At 71.3% G+C, this 15,545-nt stretch carries 14 protein-coding genes; 8 read left to right on the top strand and 6 right to left on the bottom strand.

Annotated features, from left to right (window positions below; genetic code table 11):
* Positions 1–5 precede the first annotated feature (5 nt).
* From ACMCNN_RS09255 to ACMCNN_RS09245, 3 genes are all read right to left on the bottom strand, one after another.
* Positions 6–2,348, bottom strand: a complete 2,343-nt coding sequence (locus ACMCNN_RS09255; protein WP_412745772.1) for a HelD family protein — start codon at positions 2,346–2,348, stop codon at positions 6–8.
* A gap of 253 nt (positions 2,349–2,601) precedes the next feature.
* Positions 2,602–3,450 carry a sigma-70 family RNA polymerase sigma factor gene (locus tag ACMCNN_RS09250; protein WP_412745771.1) on the bottom strand — a complete coding sequence of 283 codons (849 nt, stop codon included), beginning with the start codon at positions 3,448–3,450 and terminating at the stop codon, positions 2,602–2,604.
* Between the two features lie 242 nt (positions 3,451–3,692).
* Complete coding sequence (locus tag ACMCNN_RS09245) at positions 3,693–4,346, bottom strand: hypothetical protein (protein ID WP_412745770.1); 654 nt, start codon at positions 4,344–4,346, stop codon at positions 3,693–3,695.
* Between the two features lie 17 nt (positions 4,347–4,363).
* On the opposite strand from ACMCNN_RS09245, the gene ACMCNN_RS09240 reads away from it, so the two are divergent.
* Entirely contained in the window at positions 4,364–4,552 is a 189-nt protein-coding gene (locus ACMCNN_RS09240) for a hypothetical protein (RefSeq protein ID WP_412745769.1), read from the top strand.
* A gap of 3 nt (positions 4,553–4,555) precedes the next feature.
* Here ACMCNN_RS09240 and ACMCNN_RS09235 read toward each other — a convergent pair whose 3' ends face one another.
* The 3 genes from ACMCNN_RS09235 to ACMCNN_RS09225 all read right to left on the bottom strand — a co-directional run bounded on the left by ACMCNN_RS09235 (position 4,556) and on the right by ACMCNN_RS09225 (position 7,232).
* Positions 4,556–5,596: an App1 family protein gene (locus tag ACMCNN_RS09235; protein WP_412745768.1), complete on the bottom strand. Its 1,041-nt coding sequence runs from the start codon at positions 5,594–5,596 to the stop codon at positions 4,556–4,558.
* Between the two features lie 168 nt (positions 5,597–5,764).
* Positions 5,765–6,520, bottom strand: coding sequence for a hypothetical protein (locus ACMCNN_RS09230; protein ID WP_412745767.1), 756 nt, complete (start codon positions 6,518–6,520; stop codon positions 5,765–5,767).
* A 181-nt stretch (positions 6,521–6,701) separates the two neighbouring features.
* Positions 6,702–7,232, bottom strand: a complete 531-nt coding sequence (locus tag ACMCNN_RS09225; RefSeq protein WP_412745766.1) for a hypothetical protein — start codon at positions 7,230–7,232, stop codon at positions 6,702–6,704.
* Between the two features lie 110 nt (positions 7,233–7,342).
* Between ACMCNN_RS09225 and ACMCNN_RS09220 the strand changes: the two genes are divergently transcribed.
* From ACMCNN_RS09220 to ACMCNN_RS09190, 7 genes are all read left to right on the top strand, one after another.
* On the top strand, positions 7,343–8,182 hold the full coding sequence (locus ACMCNN_RS09220) for an NAD-dependent protein deacetylase (RefSeq protein WP_412745765.1): 840 nt from the start codon (positions 7,343–7,345) through the stop codon (positions 8,180–8,182).
* Positions 8,183–8,443: 261 nt separating this feature from the next.
* Complete coding sequence (locus tag ACMCNN_RS09215) at positions 8,444–9,463, top strand: LacI family DNA-binding transcriptional regulator (RefSeq protein WP_412745764.1); 1,020 nt, start codon at positions 8,444–8,446, stop codon at positions 9,461–9,463.
* 155 nt (positions 9,464–9,618) lie between these two features.
* Complete coding sequence (locus ACMCNN_RS09210) at positions 9,619–11,301, top strand: ABC transporter substrate-binding protein (protein WP_412745763.1); 1,683 nt, start codon at positions 9,619–9,621, stop codon at positions 11,299–11,301.
* A 79-nt stretch (positions 11,302–11,380) separates the two neighbouring features.
* Complete coding sequence (locus ACMCNN_RS09205) at positions 11,381–12,502, top strand: ABC transporter ATP-binding protein (RefSeq protein ID WP_412745762.1); 1,122 nt, start codon at positions 11,381–11,383, stop codon at positions 12,500–12,502.
* Entirely contained in the window at positions 12,499–13,479 is a 981-nt protein-coding gene (locus tag ACMCNN_RS09200) for an ABC transporter permease (protein WP_412745761.1), read from the top strand. Before ACMCNN_RS09205 ends, ACMCNN_RS09200 begins: the two co-directional genes overlap by 4 nt.
* Positions 13,480–13,481: 2 nt before the next feature.
* The gene (locus ACMCNN_RS09195) at positions 13,482–14,522 is read left to right on the top strand and encodes an ABC transporter permease (RefSeq protein WP_412745760.1); all 1,041 of its coding nucleotides are present in this window, start codon (positions 13,482–13,484) and stop codon (positions 14,520–14,522) included.
* Positions 14,519–15,514 (top strand): ABC transporter ATP-binding protein, encoded by a 996-nt coding sequence (locus ACMCNN_RS09190; RefSeq protein WP_412745759.1) that lies wholly within the window; start codon positions 14,519–14,521, stop codon positions 15,512–15,514. The genes ACMCNN_RS09195 and ACMCNN_RS09190 overlap by 4 nt, the downstream gene beginning before the upstream one ends.
* Positions 15,515–15,545: the final 31 nt, after the last annotated feature.

Raw genomic sequence — 15,545 nt, 5'->3', positions numbered from 1 at the left:
CGTCGTCACGGTTCCAGTGAGGCCAGCACCTTCGGCAGGTCCCTGGTGTGCAGCACGGCGAGGCGGCGGGTCGCGCGGGTCACCGCCACGTACAGGTCGCTGAGACCGCGCGGGGACTCCGCCACGATGTCGTCCGGCTCCACCACGAGGACGCTGTCGAATTCCAGGCCCTTCGCCTCCCGTACGGTCATCAGCACGATGTGGTTGCGCAGGTCCGGCTGCTCCCCCACCGCGGCCTCGGGCACGGCGCCGAGCAGCGCGTGGCCCAGCTCCGCCTCCAGGGCGGCAGGCACCAGGACACCCAGCCGGCCCTCGCCGGCCTCCGCCGCCTCCCGGCGCACCGCGGCGACCAGCTCCTCGGCCAGCGTGCCCGACACCCGCGACGCCCACGGCACGACCCCGGCCTCGCGCACCGAGCGCGGCGGCTGCAACGACGGGTCGATCGCGGACAGTACGTCGGCGGCCACGGCCATCACCTCGGCCGGGGTCCGGTAGTTGACGGTCAGCTCGGTGAGCCGCCAGCGCTGCGCCACGTACGGTTCGAAGACCTGGTCCCAGGTCGTCGTGCCGGCCAGGTCGCCGGTCTGCGCGACATCGCCCACCACGGTCATCGAACGGCTGGGGCAGCGGCGCATGAGCAGCCGCCACGCCATCGGCGACAGCTCCTGGGCCTCGTCGACGATCACATGCCCGAACATCCATGTACGGTCGGTGGCCGCCCGCTCCGCCGCGGTGCGGGTGTCCACCTCGGCGTAGCGCTCGGCGAAGGCGCTCGCGTCGACCACGTCGACCGCGTGCAGGATCTCGCCCTCGCCCTCGTCCTCGAAGTCCAGCGAGCGGGAGCCCTCGACGATCTCCAGCACGCCCTCGGCGTACTCGATCGCCTCGCGGCGCTCGCGGGCCGCGGCCCTGACCCGCGCGCTGTCGTCCTCGCCGAGCAGCTCGGCGAGTTCGTCGAGCAGCGGCACGTCGGCCGGGGTCCAGTCGGCGCCGCGCTCGCGGCACAGCAGCGCCCGCTCCTCGTCGGTCAGCTGCGGTGCGGCGCTGGCCAGCCGGTCCGCCGAGCCGAGCAGGTCGCGCAGCACCCGGCGCGGGGTCAGCACGGGCCAGAACCCGGCCAGCGCGGCCTGCAGCTCCGGGTCCTCGCGCAGCTCCCGGCGGGTCTCGGCGAGATCGGCCTCGTCCAGCAGATTCTCCCCGCCCAGCGGGTCCGCGCCGATGCGCTCGGCGACCTGCAACGACAAAGCGTGGATCACCTCTGTCACGAAGACCGCCCGGGCGAGGTTGTGCGGGCGGCCCGAACCGCGGGCGACGGCCCGGGCGTCCTCGCACACCGACCGCTCGATCCGCAGCGGGAAGCCCTCGTGGTCGACCTCGACGTGGTCGTGCGGGACCGTCTGGCGATCCGCGACCGCGGCGGCCAGCACGTCGAGCATGCCGAGCCGGCCCTTGAGCGCCGCGGCCGCCGGGGCCTCGACGGCGCGCGCCCGCACCCCGGGGAACATGTCGCCCAGCGTCGCCAGCAGCACGCCGGTCTCGGCCAGCGACGGCAGCACCTGGGAGATGTAGCGCAGGAAGGTGGCGTTGGGCCCGAGAATCAGCACCGCCGACCGGGTTAGCTGCGCCCGGTACGTGTACAGCAGGTACGCGGCGCGGTGCAGCGCGACCGCGGTCTTGCCCGTACCCGGGCCGCCCTGCACCACCAGCACACCCGGCAGCGGCGAGCGGATCACCTCGTCCTGCTCGGCCTGGATCGTCTCGACGATGTCGCGCATCCGGCCGGTGCGGTTCGCGGTGAGCGCGGACAGCAGCGCCGCCTCCCCCGTCACGTCCTCGCGTCCGCCGACGCCGCCCAGCGACGGGTCCAGCACCTCGTCGTCGATCCCGACCAGCTCACGGCCCCGGGTACGCAGGTGGCGGCGCCGGGTCACGCCGTCCGGGGACACCGCGGTGGCCAGATAGAAAGCGCGGGCGGCGGGTGCGCGCCAGTCCACGAGCAGCGGGTCCCGTTCCCGGTCTTCGTCGAACAATCCGATCCGGCCGATGTAGCGGGGATTGTCGGCGGTGAAGTCGAGACGGCCGAAGCACAGGCCGTTCTCCACCGAATTCATCTGCGCGAGTTGTTCGGTGTAATGGATGCGCGTGGCGTCGCGCTGGGAACGGCCCTGCGGCGTCCCCCCGCTTTCCCGCAGGATGCCCCGCAACCGGCGATCGGCCTGCTCACGCAGCTGATCCAGGCGGCGGTAGAGCCCATCGAGGTACGCCTGTTCCCGCGCGATGTCGGCGTGGGGCGCACTGTGGACGCTGTCGGCCGAGCTTGACAAATCCACTCCTCGTCGTGGTAACATTCCGAAGCCAGCGACCATTCTTCCGATCTTCGGAAGAATCTTCTGAACTCCAGAAGACAGTGGTCGCTTTTTTATTGGCTATGGAAATGTTCAGACTAGCGGATTCGGCAGGGTGCGGCACCACCCGCGGGCGGGTAACGGACGTCTCATCCGCGCACAGTGATCACATCAGCACCAGCGCCACCGGATGTGCTAACGCCGGGTGGCGCGTCGACGCACCACCGGGCGATGAACCACGAAGGACGCAGGCGGATCAGGCCGCGCTCGGCAGGCCGTCCACGCCCGTGCAGGCCAGCCGGCTGTGCAGCGTGCCCAGCGTCGCGATCTGGTCGTAGTACGCCGCCCGGCGCCGCGCGACACAACCGTCCTTCTTGGACGCCTGCGCAGCCAGGGCCGGGTCCAGGTGCGTGTTCAGGCCGTCGCGCAGCAGCACCAGGGCCTCCGCCCGCAGCTGCGACACCCGGGACTCGGTGACGCCCAGCTCCGCGGCGATGTGCGCCATCGGGCGCTCGTCGAAGAAGTACCCGCTGATGACCGCGCGCAGGCGGTCCGGCAGGGCGTCGATCGCGTGCTTGAGGTAGCCCAGGCGCTCGCGGCGCAGCAGCATCTCCTCCGGCCCGGCGCTCGGCTCGGTGACCATGTCCTCGGCGCCCGCCGTCGCGAAGCCCTGCAGGCTGAACACGACCGCGCGCTGCACGTCGTCGTCCGCGGCCTCGATGTCCTCGACGGCACAGCCCAGGCGCTCGGCGACCTCACCCGCGGTGGGCGTACGGCCCAGCTCGGCGGTCAGCTCCTGGCGTGCGGCGTCCGTACGGCGGGCCCGCTGCCGCACCGAGCGGCTGGCCCAGTCCAGGCCGCGCAGCTCGTCCAGCAGAGCGCCCCGGACGCGGGCCGCGGCGAACCGGGCGAACGGCACCCCGCGCTCCTCGTCGAAGCCACGGGCCGCCGCGACCAGGGCGGCGTATCCGGCGGACAGGAGGTCGTCGCGGTTGACGTGAGCCGGAACCCGGGCCAGCATCTCGCGGACCAGGTGGCCGACCAGCGGCATGTGCGCGCGGACGACGTCTTCGCGGCGGCGGTCGACGACGGGTACACCGCTCATGGGGGATCTCCTCATGTAACGGCCGGGTGCGGGGGAATGGCCCGGCATCGAGGAGAACGTTGCTGGTCAGAGGGTGCAGGACGGTTCGCCGTCGGGTGCGGCGGGGTTGCAGCGGATCGGGTCCGGGGCACCGGCGCGCAGAAGCGCCAGCGATGCCATCGGCAGGCAGCGCCGGATGCAAGGGGCTTTACCCAAACTTGATGATCTGTTGACTGTCGGGCACCCCGGAACGGGGCGCGGAGTCAGCTCGCGGGGATCTCCACGGCGATCTCCTCGCCCAACCGGTATCCGGCGCAGAGCTCCAGGTCGTCGCCGCTCCAGAACCGGCCCGGGTCGTACCAGTTCGGCTGGCGTCCGCGCGGCAGCAGCCCCATCTGCTCGTAGGTGACCGCGACGACCTCCGCGCAATACGCGGATTCCAGCGCCGAGTCGACCTCCGCCTGCGGGCGCCGCCACGGCCGGCGCACCTGCGGCACCCGGCCGCGGGCCCAGCGCCAGGCCAGCTGGGCGGTGGACGGGAACGGTGTCCCGTCGAGCCGGGCGACGGCCTGCAACGCCCTGTCCTCCATCGCCGTGGTGACCGGCTGTTCCAGCTGGCGCAGCCAGGCGCGCTGGCCGTACCGGTTGGCCCAGACGACGACGGCGTCGCGCAGATCGTGCAGCTGCACCCCGCGCTGGAACGTGCCCGACCACAGGTCCGGCAGCGACTTGCCCAGTTCGGCGTGCCACATCAGCGCCGGCATGTCCTCGATGACCAGCGACATGCCGACATGGTTGACGGGGCTGTTGGTCAATGCCTGGATGGCCCGGTCGGGGGCGCTGCTACCCCGGAAGATCCAGATGTCACCCGTACGCGTCAGGTCGATGGCCTCGTCGAGGCTGATGGTGGCAACCACGTGTCTATCCTCAGCAGATGCGTTGGTGGAAGGTAGCGGGTTTGGCCGGGCTGGCAGGCGTGGCGGCCACCGGGATCGTGCTGGCCCGGGCGGAACGGCGGCGGCGGGCGTACACGCCGGACGAGATCCGGGATCGGTTGCATGCCCGCCTCGCCGAGGCGGACGAGCCCGGCGCCGACTTCGGGGACGACGCCGAGGACAGCTGATCGTCACACAATGTCGGTGTCCCGCAGCAGCGACCACAACCCCGCGCCGTCCGGTGCGGTGAACCAGGACTTGCCACCCGACCCGACCACCTCGGGGTCGCCGGCCGGCCCGGGGATGGCGCCGGCCAGCACGGCCTGGGTCGGCGAGAGCCGCCGGATGGCCACGGCGGCCACATTGTCCGGGAAGGCGTGCGCGAACTCGGAGTACAGCTCCTGGTCGTGCTGGCCGTCGTCGCCGATGAGCAGCCACTTGATGTGCGGGAACTCGGTGGCGAGCCGGCGCAGCGTGGTGCGCTTGTGCTCCTGGCCGCTGCGGAACCAGCGGTCCGGGGTGGGACCCCAGTCCGTCAGCAGCAGTGGGCCCGCCGGGTACAGGTGGCGGGACAGGAAGCGGGTCAGCGCGGGCGCGACGTTCCACGCGCCGGTGGACAGGTAGACGAACGGGGCGCCCGCGTGGGCCCGGGAGAGGCGTTCGTACAGCACCGCCATGCCGGGCACGGCCGCCCGGGCGTGCTCGTCGAGGACGAACGTGTTCCACGCCGCCAGCAACGGGCGCGGCAGGGCGGTGACCATGACCGTGTCGTCGATGTCCGAGACGACACCGAAGCGGACCTGCGGGTCGACCACCCGGACCGGAGCCTCCACCGTGGCGGCACCCTCGGTGCTGATCCGCACCGACGCCCAGCCGGGTTCGAGGTCGCCGGTCAGCCGGCAGTCGACGTAGCCGCTGCGGTCCGTCCGGGTCTCGTGCACCTGGTCGCCGACGCGGATCAGGACCGGCGCGTCGTGCACCGGCGAGGTGGTGAAGCTGCGCCAGCCGCGTACCTTGTCGCGCCGCTTGCGGGCCTCGGCACCGCGGGTCAGCACGATCCGCGCCATGACCCGGGCCCAGCCCGGAGCGCCGTAGCCGGTGTACGCCGTGATGACCGGTTGCCAGCCGCGCCCCCGCAGCCGACGCTCGACCATCTTGTTCAGCGCGTCCTCGACGCGCGCGGCCCGGTGCAGCCGCTGCGCGGGTGCACCGCCCGCCGGCGTCACCGTCACGCCCGGTCCCCCTTCGCCCCCGCGGGTCCCGGCCCCGCTGCTGTCGATGTCTCCGGCTGACGGTACCCGGCCGGGTCGACGGTCGTGCGCGAACGGGTGGGTGACGCCGCGAAGGAGCGACGGGTCACTCCAGTGTGGAGGATCCGCTGGTGGGCGCGTCGGCGACGCTCAGGCGGCCACCATCGGGATGGGTTCGGTGCTCGCCCACTGCTCGGCCCACCACTCGGCGCCGGCGGACCGGGGACCCTCCCCCGCCCGTACGCTGGCCGCACATGCCTCGGCCCGCAGACTGGCCAGCGCGGCCGCCGCCCGTTCCGCCTCCAGCCAGCTCCGCCGCTCCCGCCCCGCCGCCTCCCGGTACGCGCCCAGCCGGTGCTCGCGGACCGCCTGGCGCAGCACCACCTCCTGGTGCACGGGGTGCAGGCGGGGGTTCCAGCCCCGGTGGGCGAGCACGTCGTTGAGCTGGGCGATGGACAGGTCGCGGTTGCGGCAGGCGGCCGTGGCGGTCTGGTGCAGCCACCGCTCCCTGTCGATCCGGTCGGCCGGCTTGCGGCGGCGCACCAGCAACGGGTACGCCGCGGCGGCGGCCATCCGGCGGGCGGCGGCGTCCGCGTCGTCGTACGCCGTCCACGCGGCGTCGAGCGCACGGCAGGCCTGCTCCCACTCGGCGCGGCAGCGGCGCGCGGTGGCGGCGGCCCGCTCGGCCGCCACGGCGATCTCGTCGGCGTAGCGCTGACCGGCGTCGGCGTCCGCGCCGGCCTCGTCGGGTTCCACCGGAGGGTGACCGGCCAGGGCCAGCCGGACCGACAGACGGCCGGGCAGCGCGAAGGCCACCACGGCGGCGGTGGCGGCGAGCAGCATGGTCAGCCAGATGACGGCGGCCTCCGGGACGGAGATCAGGATGCTGTGCAGGGCAGTTTCCATCATGAACACCTCGGGGGGATTTGCGAAGCATCGAGCGATCTCTGGGCGCGCCGCGCACGACGCGCCGTGGTGCAGACCGGCTTCAGGTACGGCCACCAGCGCCGCGTCTGCCGCCACGGGGTGACGCGGTCGGGCGGCGCGCACGCACGGACGCCCGGCCGGTCACCGGCGAGGGGTCGGGTCAGACGGTGGGCGGAGCCCGCGGGCCGGAGGTGTTCGGGGTCGTGCCCGCGAAGTGAGGCGCGCCATCGGCGACGGATCCCGCCCTGGCCGCCGGGCCGGGCCGGGCCGTCACGCCCTGCGCCACCGCGGCCTGCCCGGCGGCGGCGCTCTCATCCGTCGCGGCCCGCCCCGCGGCGACGCTCTCATCCGTCGCGGCCCGCCCCGCGGCGACGCTCTCATCCGTCGCGGCCCGCCCCGCGGCGACGCTCTCATCCGTCGCGGCCCGCACCGTGGCGGCGTCCTCATCGGCCGCGGCCCGCACCGTCTCGGCCGACGCCGGCCGGATGCCTGCCCCGTCGACGCCCCGGCCGGCGCGGTCCTGTGCGGCGTGCATCGCGGGGAGTGCGTGGGTGACGTCGGCGGGTGCCGGGGCGGCATGGGCGTCGATGCGGCCGGTGAAGGCGAGGGCCAGCAGCGCGAGGCCGGTGAGGAACCGCAGGAGTCGGCGCCCGTCCCAGTGACGGGGCAGCAGGCGCGCGACGACGGCCATGGGATCAACGTACCGGTGCGGCACCGTTCGTGCATCCCTCGTATCGACTGGGGCCTTCGCCCGATCCCCGCCGGGGGCGACATTCGCGCAGGGCGAGGCAGCATGGACGGGTGACGGATGCGGGTGTGGCGCGGCTGGCCGAGTGGGTCGGCGACGGGGGCGTGGTGGTGCTCAGCGGGGCCGGGCTCTCCACCGAGTCGGGGATTCCGGACTACCGGGGGCCGTCGGGGGTGGCGCGGCGGGCCACGCCGATGACGTACCAGGAGTTCACCCGCGATCCGGTGGCGCGCCGCCGGTACTGGGCGCGCAGCCACCTGGGCTGGCGCACGATCGGCGACGCCGCGCCGAACGCGGGCCACCGGGCGGTCGCCCGGCTCCAGGAGCTGGCCGCGGTCGAGGGCATCGTCACGCAGAACGTGGACGGACTGCATCAGGCGGGCGGCGCCCGCGACGTGGTGGAGCTGCACGGCAATCTGGCGTACGTGACGTGCCTGGGATGCGGGGCGCGCACCCTGCGGTGGGCGCTCGAACGGCGGCTCACCGCGGCGAATCCGGGCTTCGCGCCCACGGTGTCCGCGGTCAATCCCGACGGCGACGTGACGCTGGACGACGACGCGCTGGACGGGTTCGTGGTCGTCGACTGCGAGGCGTGCGGCGGACTGCTCAAGCCGGACGTCGTGTACTTCGGCGAGACCGTGCCGCCCGAGCGGGTCTCCCGCGCGTTCGGCCTGGTGGCGGCGGCGCGCACGTTGCTGGTGCTGGGGTCCTCGCTGACGGTGATGTCGGGGCGGCGGTTCGTGCTGCGCGCGGCGAGGGACGGCATCCGGGTGGCGATCGTCAACCAGGGGACGACCCGCGGGGAGCCGTACGCGGGGCTGGTCGTGGACGCGCCGCTGGGCGAGGTGCTGCCCGAGATCGTGCGCCGGGTCGAGGGCCCCGCCGCGGCCTGATCCCCGAGCCCGGCCGCACCTGGCCGACGGCAGGGCTCAGCCGCCCGTTAGGTCCCTTTTCGCGACGGAACTTTAATCCCCTCCGAGAGCGCTCTCACCTGGGTTTACCTGCGACGTTACCGTCTCGAAATCTGATGAAAGTCATCCATGCGTTGACGTGACCCGGCTCACTGCTGTTAACTGCCCGGAACCGCTCCCGAAACCGGTTCCGAATTCCACGGCAACCGGCCGGACACGACAGACCCCTCGGAGGAGAGACCAGTGCCGATCACCATCGCCGACGTGGCGGCCCGGGCCAAGGTCAGCAAGACCACGGTCTCCCGGGTGCTCAACGGCAAGGGTGAGCTGGACGAGTCGACCGCCGCCCGGGTCCGCAAGGTGATCGAGGAACTCGGGTACGTGCCCAGCTCCCGCGCCGTCGGCCTGGCCCGCGGCCGGACCCGCGTGGTCGGCATGCTGGTCCCGTCGCTGACCTGGCCGTGGATCGGCGAGGTGCTGCAGGGCGCCGTCGACGTCCTGGAGACCGAGCGCTACGGCCTGCTGCTGTTCACCTGCAACCGCGGCGAGGAGTCCATGCGCCAGTTCGGCGCCCAGGTCTCCGCCAAGAGCTTCGACGGCCTGCTGGTGATCGAGCCCGAGGGCACCCTCGACTACATCGCCACCCTGCACGCCCGCGGCCTGCCCGTCGTACTCATCGACGACAGGGACCACCAGCCCGGGCAGATCCCCAGCGTCGGCACCACCCACCACACCGGCGCCGGGGCGGCCGCCCGGCACCTGCTGGAGATCGGCCGGCGCACGCCCCTCGTCGTCGCCGGCCCGGAACGCTTCGGCTGCACCCAGCAACGCCTGGAGGGCTTCACCTCGGTGTACGCCGAGGCCGGTCACCCGATCCCGGCCGAACGCATCCTGCCCGGCGACTTCACCATCGCCTGCGGGCTGGACGGCGTTCGGCAGGCCATCGAGGCCGGCATCGAGTTCGACGCGATCTTCGCCCACAACGACCTCACCGCGACCGGCGCTATGCAGGCGGTCCTCGACTCGGGCCGGCGCATCCCGCAGGACGTCGCGGTGGTCGGCTTCGACGACATACCCATGGCGGCGCACACCCAGCCGCCGCTCACCACCGTGCACCAACCGTTGCGCGAGATGGGCGAGGCCGCGGCACGTACGCTGCTCGCCCACTTCGAGGGCTCACCCCTGCCCAACCGTCCGACCGTCATTCCCGCCACTTTCAAGGTCCGCGCCTCCACCGTGGTCGCACAGACCGCCGCTCCATAACGGCACACCAGCCGGACGCTGTCGTCCGGCGCTCCACCACCACCCACCACCCGGCGTCATCGCGCTTCGGCGACCCCGGTCGTACCCGCGTCGGCGCAGCCCTTCCTCGGGCGACCCCTCCAACCGCATTTTCCTAACCCCTCGAGGAGAATTTGATGCAGCGCAGGAAACTGTTCGCGGTCGCCCTGGCGGGTGTCCTCGCCAGTGGCGGAATGTCCGCCTGCAGCAGCGATTCGCCGAACGCCAACAAGGCCAACGGTGCGGCCGCCACCTTCCTCAGTGTCGGCATGCCGAACGGCCCGCAGACAGAGAACTTCAACCCGTTCCTGTCCACTTCGGCCGCCGCATCGCTCGGTTTCAAGTGGATGATCTACGAGCCGCTGATGATGTGGAACCCGGTGAAGCCGGCCGACCCGTCCAAGCCCTGGCTGGCCACGGACGCCAAGTGGGACCCGGCGTTCAAGCAGGTCGACATCACGGTCCGGGACAACGCCACCTGGTCGGACGGGCAGAAGCTCACCGCGGACGACGTCGCGTTCACGTTCAACCTCATCAAGAGCAACAAGGGGCTGAACACCAACAACACGCCGTACGACAGCATCACGACCAACGGCAACGTGGTGACCGTGACGTTCACCAGCTCGATGTTCGTCTACAAGGACAAATGGCTGGGGCAGACCCCGATCGTGCCCAAGCACATCTGGCAGAGCGTCGCCAAGCCGGACACCGACGTGAACAAGAACCCGGTCGGCAGTGGCCCGTACACGGTGAAGTCGTTCACGCCGCAGACCACGACGCTGTCGGTTCGAGAGAGCGGTTACTGGCAGGACCTGCCGAAGGTCAAGGAGCTGCGGTACACCTCGTACACGGACAACAACGCGCAGACCACCGCGCTCAGCTCGGCCGCCTGCGAGTGGAGCTTCGTCTTCATCCCGAACTACAAGACCGTGTTCATCGACAAGGACCCGGCGCACTACAAGGTGTGGGCCCCGGCCGTCCTGGGCATCCACGGCCTGTACATCAACACAGCGAAAAAGCCGTTCGACAACCCGGCGCTGCGCCAGGCGATGAACATGGTCGTCAACCGTGAGGACATCTTCAACCAGGCCGAGGCGGGCTACTTCCACCCCGTGGTCAGCAGCGTGACCGGTCTGCCGTCGCCGGCCGGTGACGCGTTCGTCGCGCCGGACTACAAGGGCAAGAACTCCACCGTCGACGTCGAGGGCGCCAAGAAGGTCCTCACCCAGGCCGGTTTCAAGCTCAACGGCACCACGCTGACCGACCCGAGCGGCAAGCCCGTCAAGATCACGCTGACCGACCCGGCCGGCTGGTCGGACTACCAGACCTCGCTGGAGATCGTGAAGTCCAACCTGGAGCAGATCGGCATCGCGGCCACGGTCGAGAAGGCCAACCAGGACGCCTGGTTCAAGAACGTGGAAGAGGGCAACTTCGACGCCACGTTCCGCTGGACGAACGGCGGCTCCACGCCGTACGACCTGTACCAGACCGTGATGGACGGCTCGCTGCTCAAGCCGATCGGCACGGCCTCGCCCGCGGGCAACTTCGGCCGCTTCAACAGCCCGGAGGCGACCACCGCGCTCAAGGCGTACGCCACCGCGAGTGACGAGGCAGCCCGTACCACGGCGCTCAACACCCTGCAGAAGGTGTTCGTCGAGCAGACGCCGATGATCCCGGTCGGTGCGGACAACGTGGGTGCCGCGTACAGCACGAAGAACTGGGTCGGCTGGCCCGACGACAGCAACGCGTACGGCGCCGGGCAGCCCACCCAGGCCAACGCGCTGGACGTCGTCCTGCACCTCAAGCCCGCCAACTCCTGATCCGCACCCTGCCTCCCCGGACGGTTCCGACCGTCCGGGGAGGCGGGATCCGCGACAGAACAAGACAGGAACTCCCGGTATGACGTTGAGCCACGACGCGCAGGCCCCGGCCGGCGAGGTGGTGCTGGAGGCCGTCGGCCTGACCAAGCACTTCCCGGTCCGCCCGCCATTGCGCACTCTCTTCAGCAGAAAGCGCGACGCGGTGCACGCCGTCGACGACGTACACCTGACTCTGCGGCGGGGCCGGGTCACCGCCCTGGTCGGCGAGTCCGGCTCGGGCAAGTCCACGGTGGCGCGCCTGCTGGCCCAGCTCTACCCGCGCACCGGCGGCGACATCAAGCTGCACGGCGAGGTCACCACGGTCAAGGGCGGCCGGCGTTTCCGCCAGTACGCCCGCCGCGTCCAGATGATCTTCCAGGACCCGTTCGCGTCGCTGAACCCGGTGCACACGATCCGGTACCACCTGACCAGGGCGCTGCGCATCCACGGCAACGCGGGGCGTACCCCGCAGGAGCTGGAGGAGGCGCTGGCCGGGCTGCTGAACCGGGTGTCGCTGACCCCGCCGGAGCGCTACCTGGACAAGTTCCCGCACGAGCTGTCCGGGGGGCAGCGCCAGCGGGTCGCGATCGCCCGGGCGCTGGGCGCGAACCCGGAGGCCCTGCTGGCCGACGAGCCGGTGTCCATGCTGGACGTGTCGATCCGGCTCGGCGTGCTGAACCTGCTGCGCGACCTCAAGGAACGGCTCAACCTGGCGATCCTGTACATCACCCACGACATCGCCTCGGCCCGCTACTTCGCCGACGAGACCATGGTCATGTACGCGGGCCGGATGGTGGAGGGCGGCGACAGCGAGACCGTCACCCAGTCGCCCGCACACCCGTACACCAGACTGCTGATCGACTCGGCGCCCGACCCGGACCGGCTGACGGGGCTGGCCGACGCCGACGCCGAGGACCGGGGCAACGGTGAGCCGCCCAGCCTGATCCGTCCGCCCTCGGGCTGCCGCTTCCACCCCCGCTGCCCGCACGCCATGCCGCGCTGCTCGACCGAGATGCCGGTGCCGCTGCCGATCGGTGACCGCCCCGGCCACTGGGCCGCCTGCTGGCTGTACGACCAGGCGAGCCTCGCCACCACAGCGCCGGGAACCACGGCTCTGGGCACCACAGCTCTGGGCAGCAACGGCCGGGAGGAGCTGTCGTGAAATACCTGCTGCAGCGCATCGCGTTCTACGCGTTCACCGCGTGGGCCGCGATCACCATCAACTTCTTCATCCCCCGGATGATCCCCGGCGACCCGGTCAAGTCGCTGATGGCCCGCTTCCAGGGCGAGATGAGCTCCGACGCGATCGCGTCGCTGTACGTGCTGTTCGGCATCGACAAGAACGCCAGCCTCTGGAGCCAGTACGTCGACTACTGGCGGCAGCTGTTCCGCGGCGATCTGGGGCTGTCGTTCAGTGCCTTCCCCTCACCGGTCTCCGAGGTGATCGCGCAGGCGCTGCCCTGGACGGTCGCCCTGGTCGGCATCACCACCATCGTCAGCTTCTTCCTCGGCACCGGGCTCGGCGTGGTGGCGGGGTGGCGGCGCGGTTCCTGGGTGGACGGCCTGCTGCCTGCGACGACGTTCCTCTCCTCCATCCCGTACTTCTGGCTGGGTCTGCTGGCCATCTACCTGCTGGCCGGGCCGGACAGCTTCTTCCCGGCCTCCGGTGGCTACGATCCGGGCCTGGTGCCCGCCTGGGACCAGTACTTCATCCCGAGCGCGATCCGGCACAGCCTGCTGCCCGCACTGACCATCCTCATCTCCTCGGTCAGCGGCTGGATCCTGAGCATGCGCAACATGATGGTGACCGTCTCCGCCGAGGACTACATCACGGTGTCGCACGCCAAGGGCCTCAAGGAACGGCGGGTCGCGCTGAGCTACGCGGCGCGCAACGCGTTGCTGCCCAACGTGTCGGGCTTCGCGCTCGCGCTCGGTTTCATCGTCGGCGGCACCCTGCTCGTGGAGATCGTCTTCTCCTATCCCGGCCTCGGCTTCCTGCTGTTCCGGGCGGTCGGCGCCAAGGACTACCCGCTCATGCAGGGCATCTTCCTGGTCATCACGATCTCGGTGCTGCTGGCGAACCTGCTGGCCGACGTCGCGTACCTGATGCTCGACCCGCGTACCCGTAAGGAGGGCTGACCATGACGCTCCCCGCCTCCAGCATCGAGCAGGAGATCCCCGGCCAGGGCGTGGTGACCCAGCCCGCCGAGCCGACACCGACCAAGGCGAAGCGGCAGCGGTTCCGCTTCGTGTCCAACGCCAAGGCCATGACCGGGCTGATCGTGCTCGGGATCTACGTCCTGTTCGCGATCATCGGGCCGTGGGTCGCGCCGTACAATCCGGACGCGCGCAGCAACGCCATCGTGCAGCCGCCGTCGGCGGAGCACTGGTTCGGCACCACCCACCTGGGCCAGGACGTGTTCAGCCAGATCCTGGTCGGCACGCGCGGCGTCATGGTGGTCGGGCTGACCGCCGGGGTCGTCGCGACGATCCTGTCCGTGATCGTCGGCGTCACCGCCGGGTACCTGGGTGGCGCCTGGGACGAGACCCTGTCGGCGCTGTCCAACGTGTTCCTGGTGATCCCGGCGCTGCCGCTGATCATCATCGTGGCGTCCACCCTCAACAACGCCGGCTCGACGATCGTGGCGCTGGTCATCGGCTTCACGTCGTGGGCGTGGGGTGCGCGGGTGCTGCGGGCACAGACGCTGTCGCTGCGCCGCCGGGACTACGTCGAGGCGGCCCGGGCCACCGGTGAGAAGACCTGGCGGATCATCCTGTTCGAGATCCTGCCGAACCTCACCGCGATCATCGCCTCCGGCTTCGTCGGTACCGTCATCTTCGCGGTCACCTCGGAGATCACGCTGGCGTTCATCGGCGTCGGCAGCATCTCCAACTGGAACTGGGGCGAAATCCTGTTCTGGGCGCAGAGCCAGCAAGCCCTCGCGCAGGGCGCCTGGTGGTGGTTCGTGCCCGCCGGTCTGGCCATCGCGTTCCTCGGCACCGCGCTGTCGCTGATCAACTTCGGGATCGACGAGTTCGTCAGCCCCCGGCTGCGCAGCGCGGGCAAGACCAAGGTGAAGACGGCCTCGGGGCACACCGTACGGATGCGGGTCGGTTTCACGCCGGTGCTGGGAAGCACGACGGCCCGGGTTCCCGCGCAGCGAAAGGAGGCTGCGCGATGAGCGAGCCGGTTCTGGAGATCCGCAATCTCAATGTGGACTACGGTCTGGGCGACGCGGCGGTGCAGGCCGTCCGCGACGTCAGCCTCACCCTGCACCGCGGCGAGGTGCTCGGCCTGGCCGGGGAGAGCGGCAGCGGCAAGTCCACCCTCGCGTACGGCGTCACCCGGCTGCTGCCGCCGCCGGGCGTGATCAGCGGCGGCCAGGTGTTCTACCACCCCGAGAACGGCGAGCCCTACGACGTGCTGCGACTGTCGGACTCCGAGCTGCGGGCGTTCCGGTGGGCAGAGACCGCGATCGTGTTCCAGGGCGCGATGAACTCGCTGAACCCCGTACACAAGATCTCCACCCAGATGGACGACGTGCTGCGCGCGCACGAGCCGGGGATGAGCGCGCACAGCCGGGCCGCCCGCGGCCGCGAGATGCTCAAGCTGGTCGGCATCTCGCCGGACCGGATGGACGCCTACCCGCACCAGCTCTCCGGCGGCATGCGGCAACGCGTGATGATCGGCATGGCGCTGATCCTGCAGCCGCAGGTCGTCATCATGGACGAGCCCACCACCGCGCTGGACGTGGTGATGCAGCGCCAGATCCTGGGTCAGATCATCGAGCTGCGCGAGCGGCTCGGCTTCTCTGTCATCTTCATCACCCACGACCTGTCGCTGCTGGTGGAGTTCTCCAACCGGATCGCCATCATGTACGGCGGCCGGATCGTGGAGGAGGCACCCGCCTCCGCCCTGTACCGCGATTCCCTGCACCCCTACAGCGCCGGGCTGCTCAGCTCGTTCCCTGCGTTGCGCGGTCCCCGCCGGGAACTGTCCGGCATCCCCGGCTCACCGCCGGATCTCAAGGGCATGCCGAGCGGCTGCTCGTTCCACCCGCGCTGTCCGAAGGCGTTCGACCCGTGCGCCGCGCAGATCCCGGTCCTGGGCCGCCCGGACACCCCGGACGGCGCGTCCCGCTCGGTGGCGTGCTGGCTGCACCCCGTCGGCTGACAACGCCCGAGGGAACCGCACCGGCGCACCG

Origin of the sequence: Krasilnikovia sp. MM14-A1004, from assembly GCF_047159485.1 — a bacterium.
In the GTDB taxonomy this organism is placed as follows: domain Bacteria; phylum Actinomycetota; class Actinomycetes; order Mycobacteriales; family Micromonosporaceae; genus Actinoplanes.
Note: the sequence above shows the minus strand (reverse complement) of the source record. Positions and strands in the feature narration are given on the sequence as shown.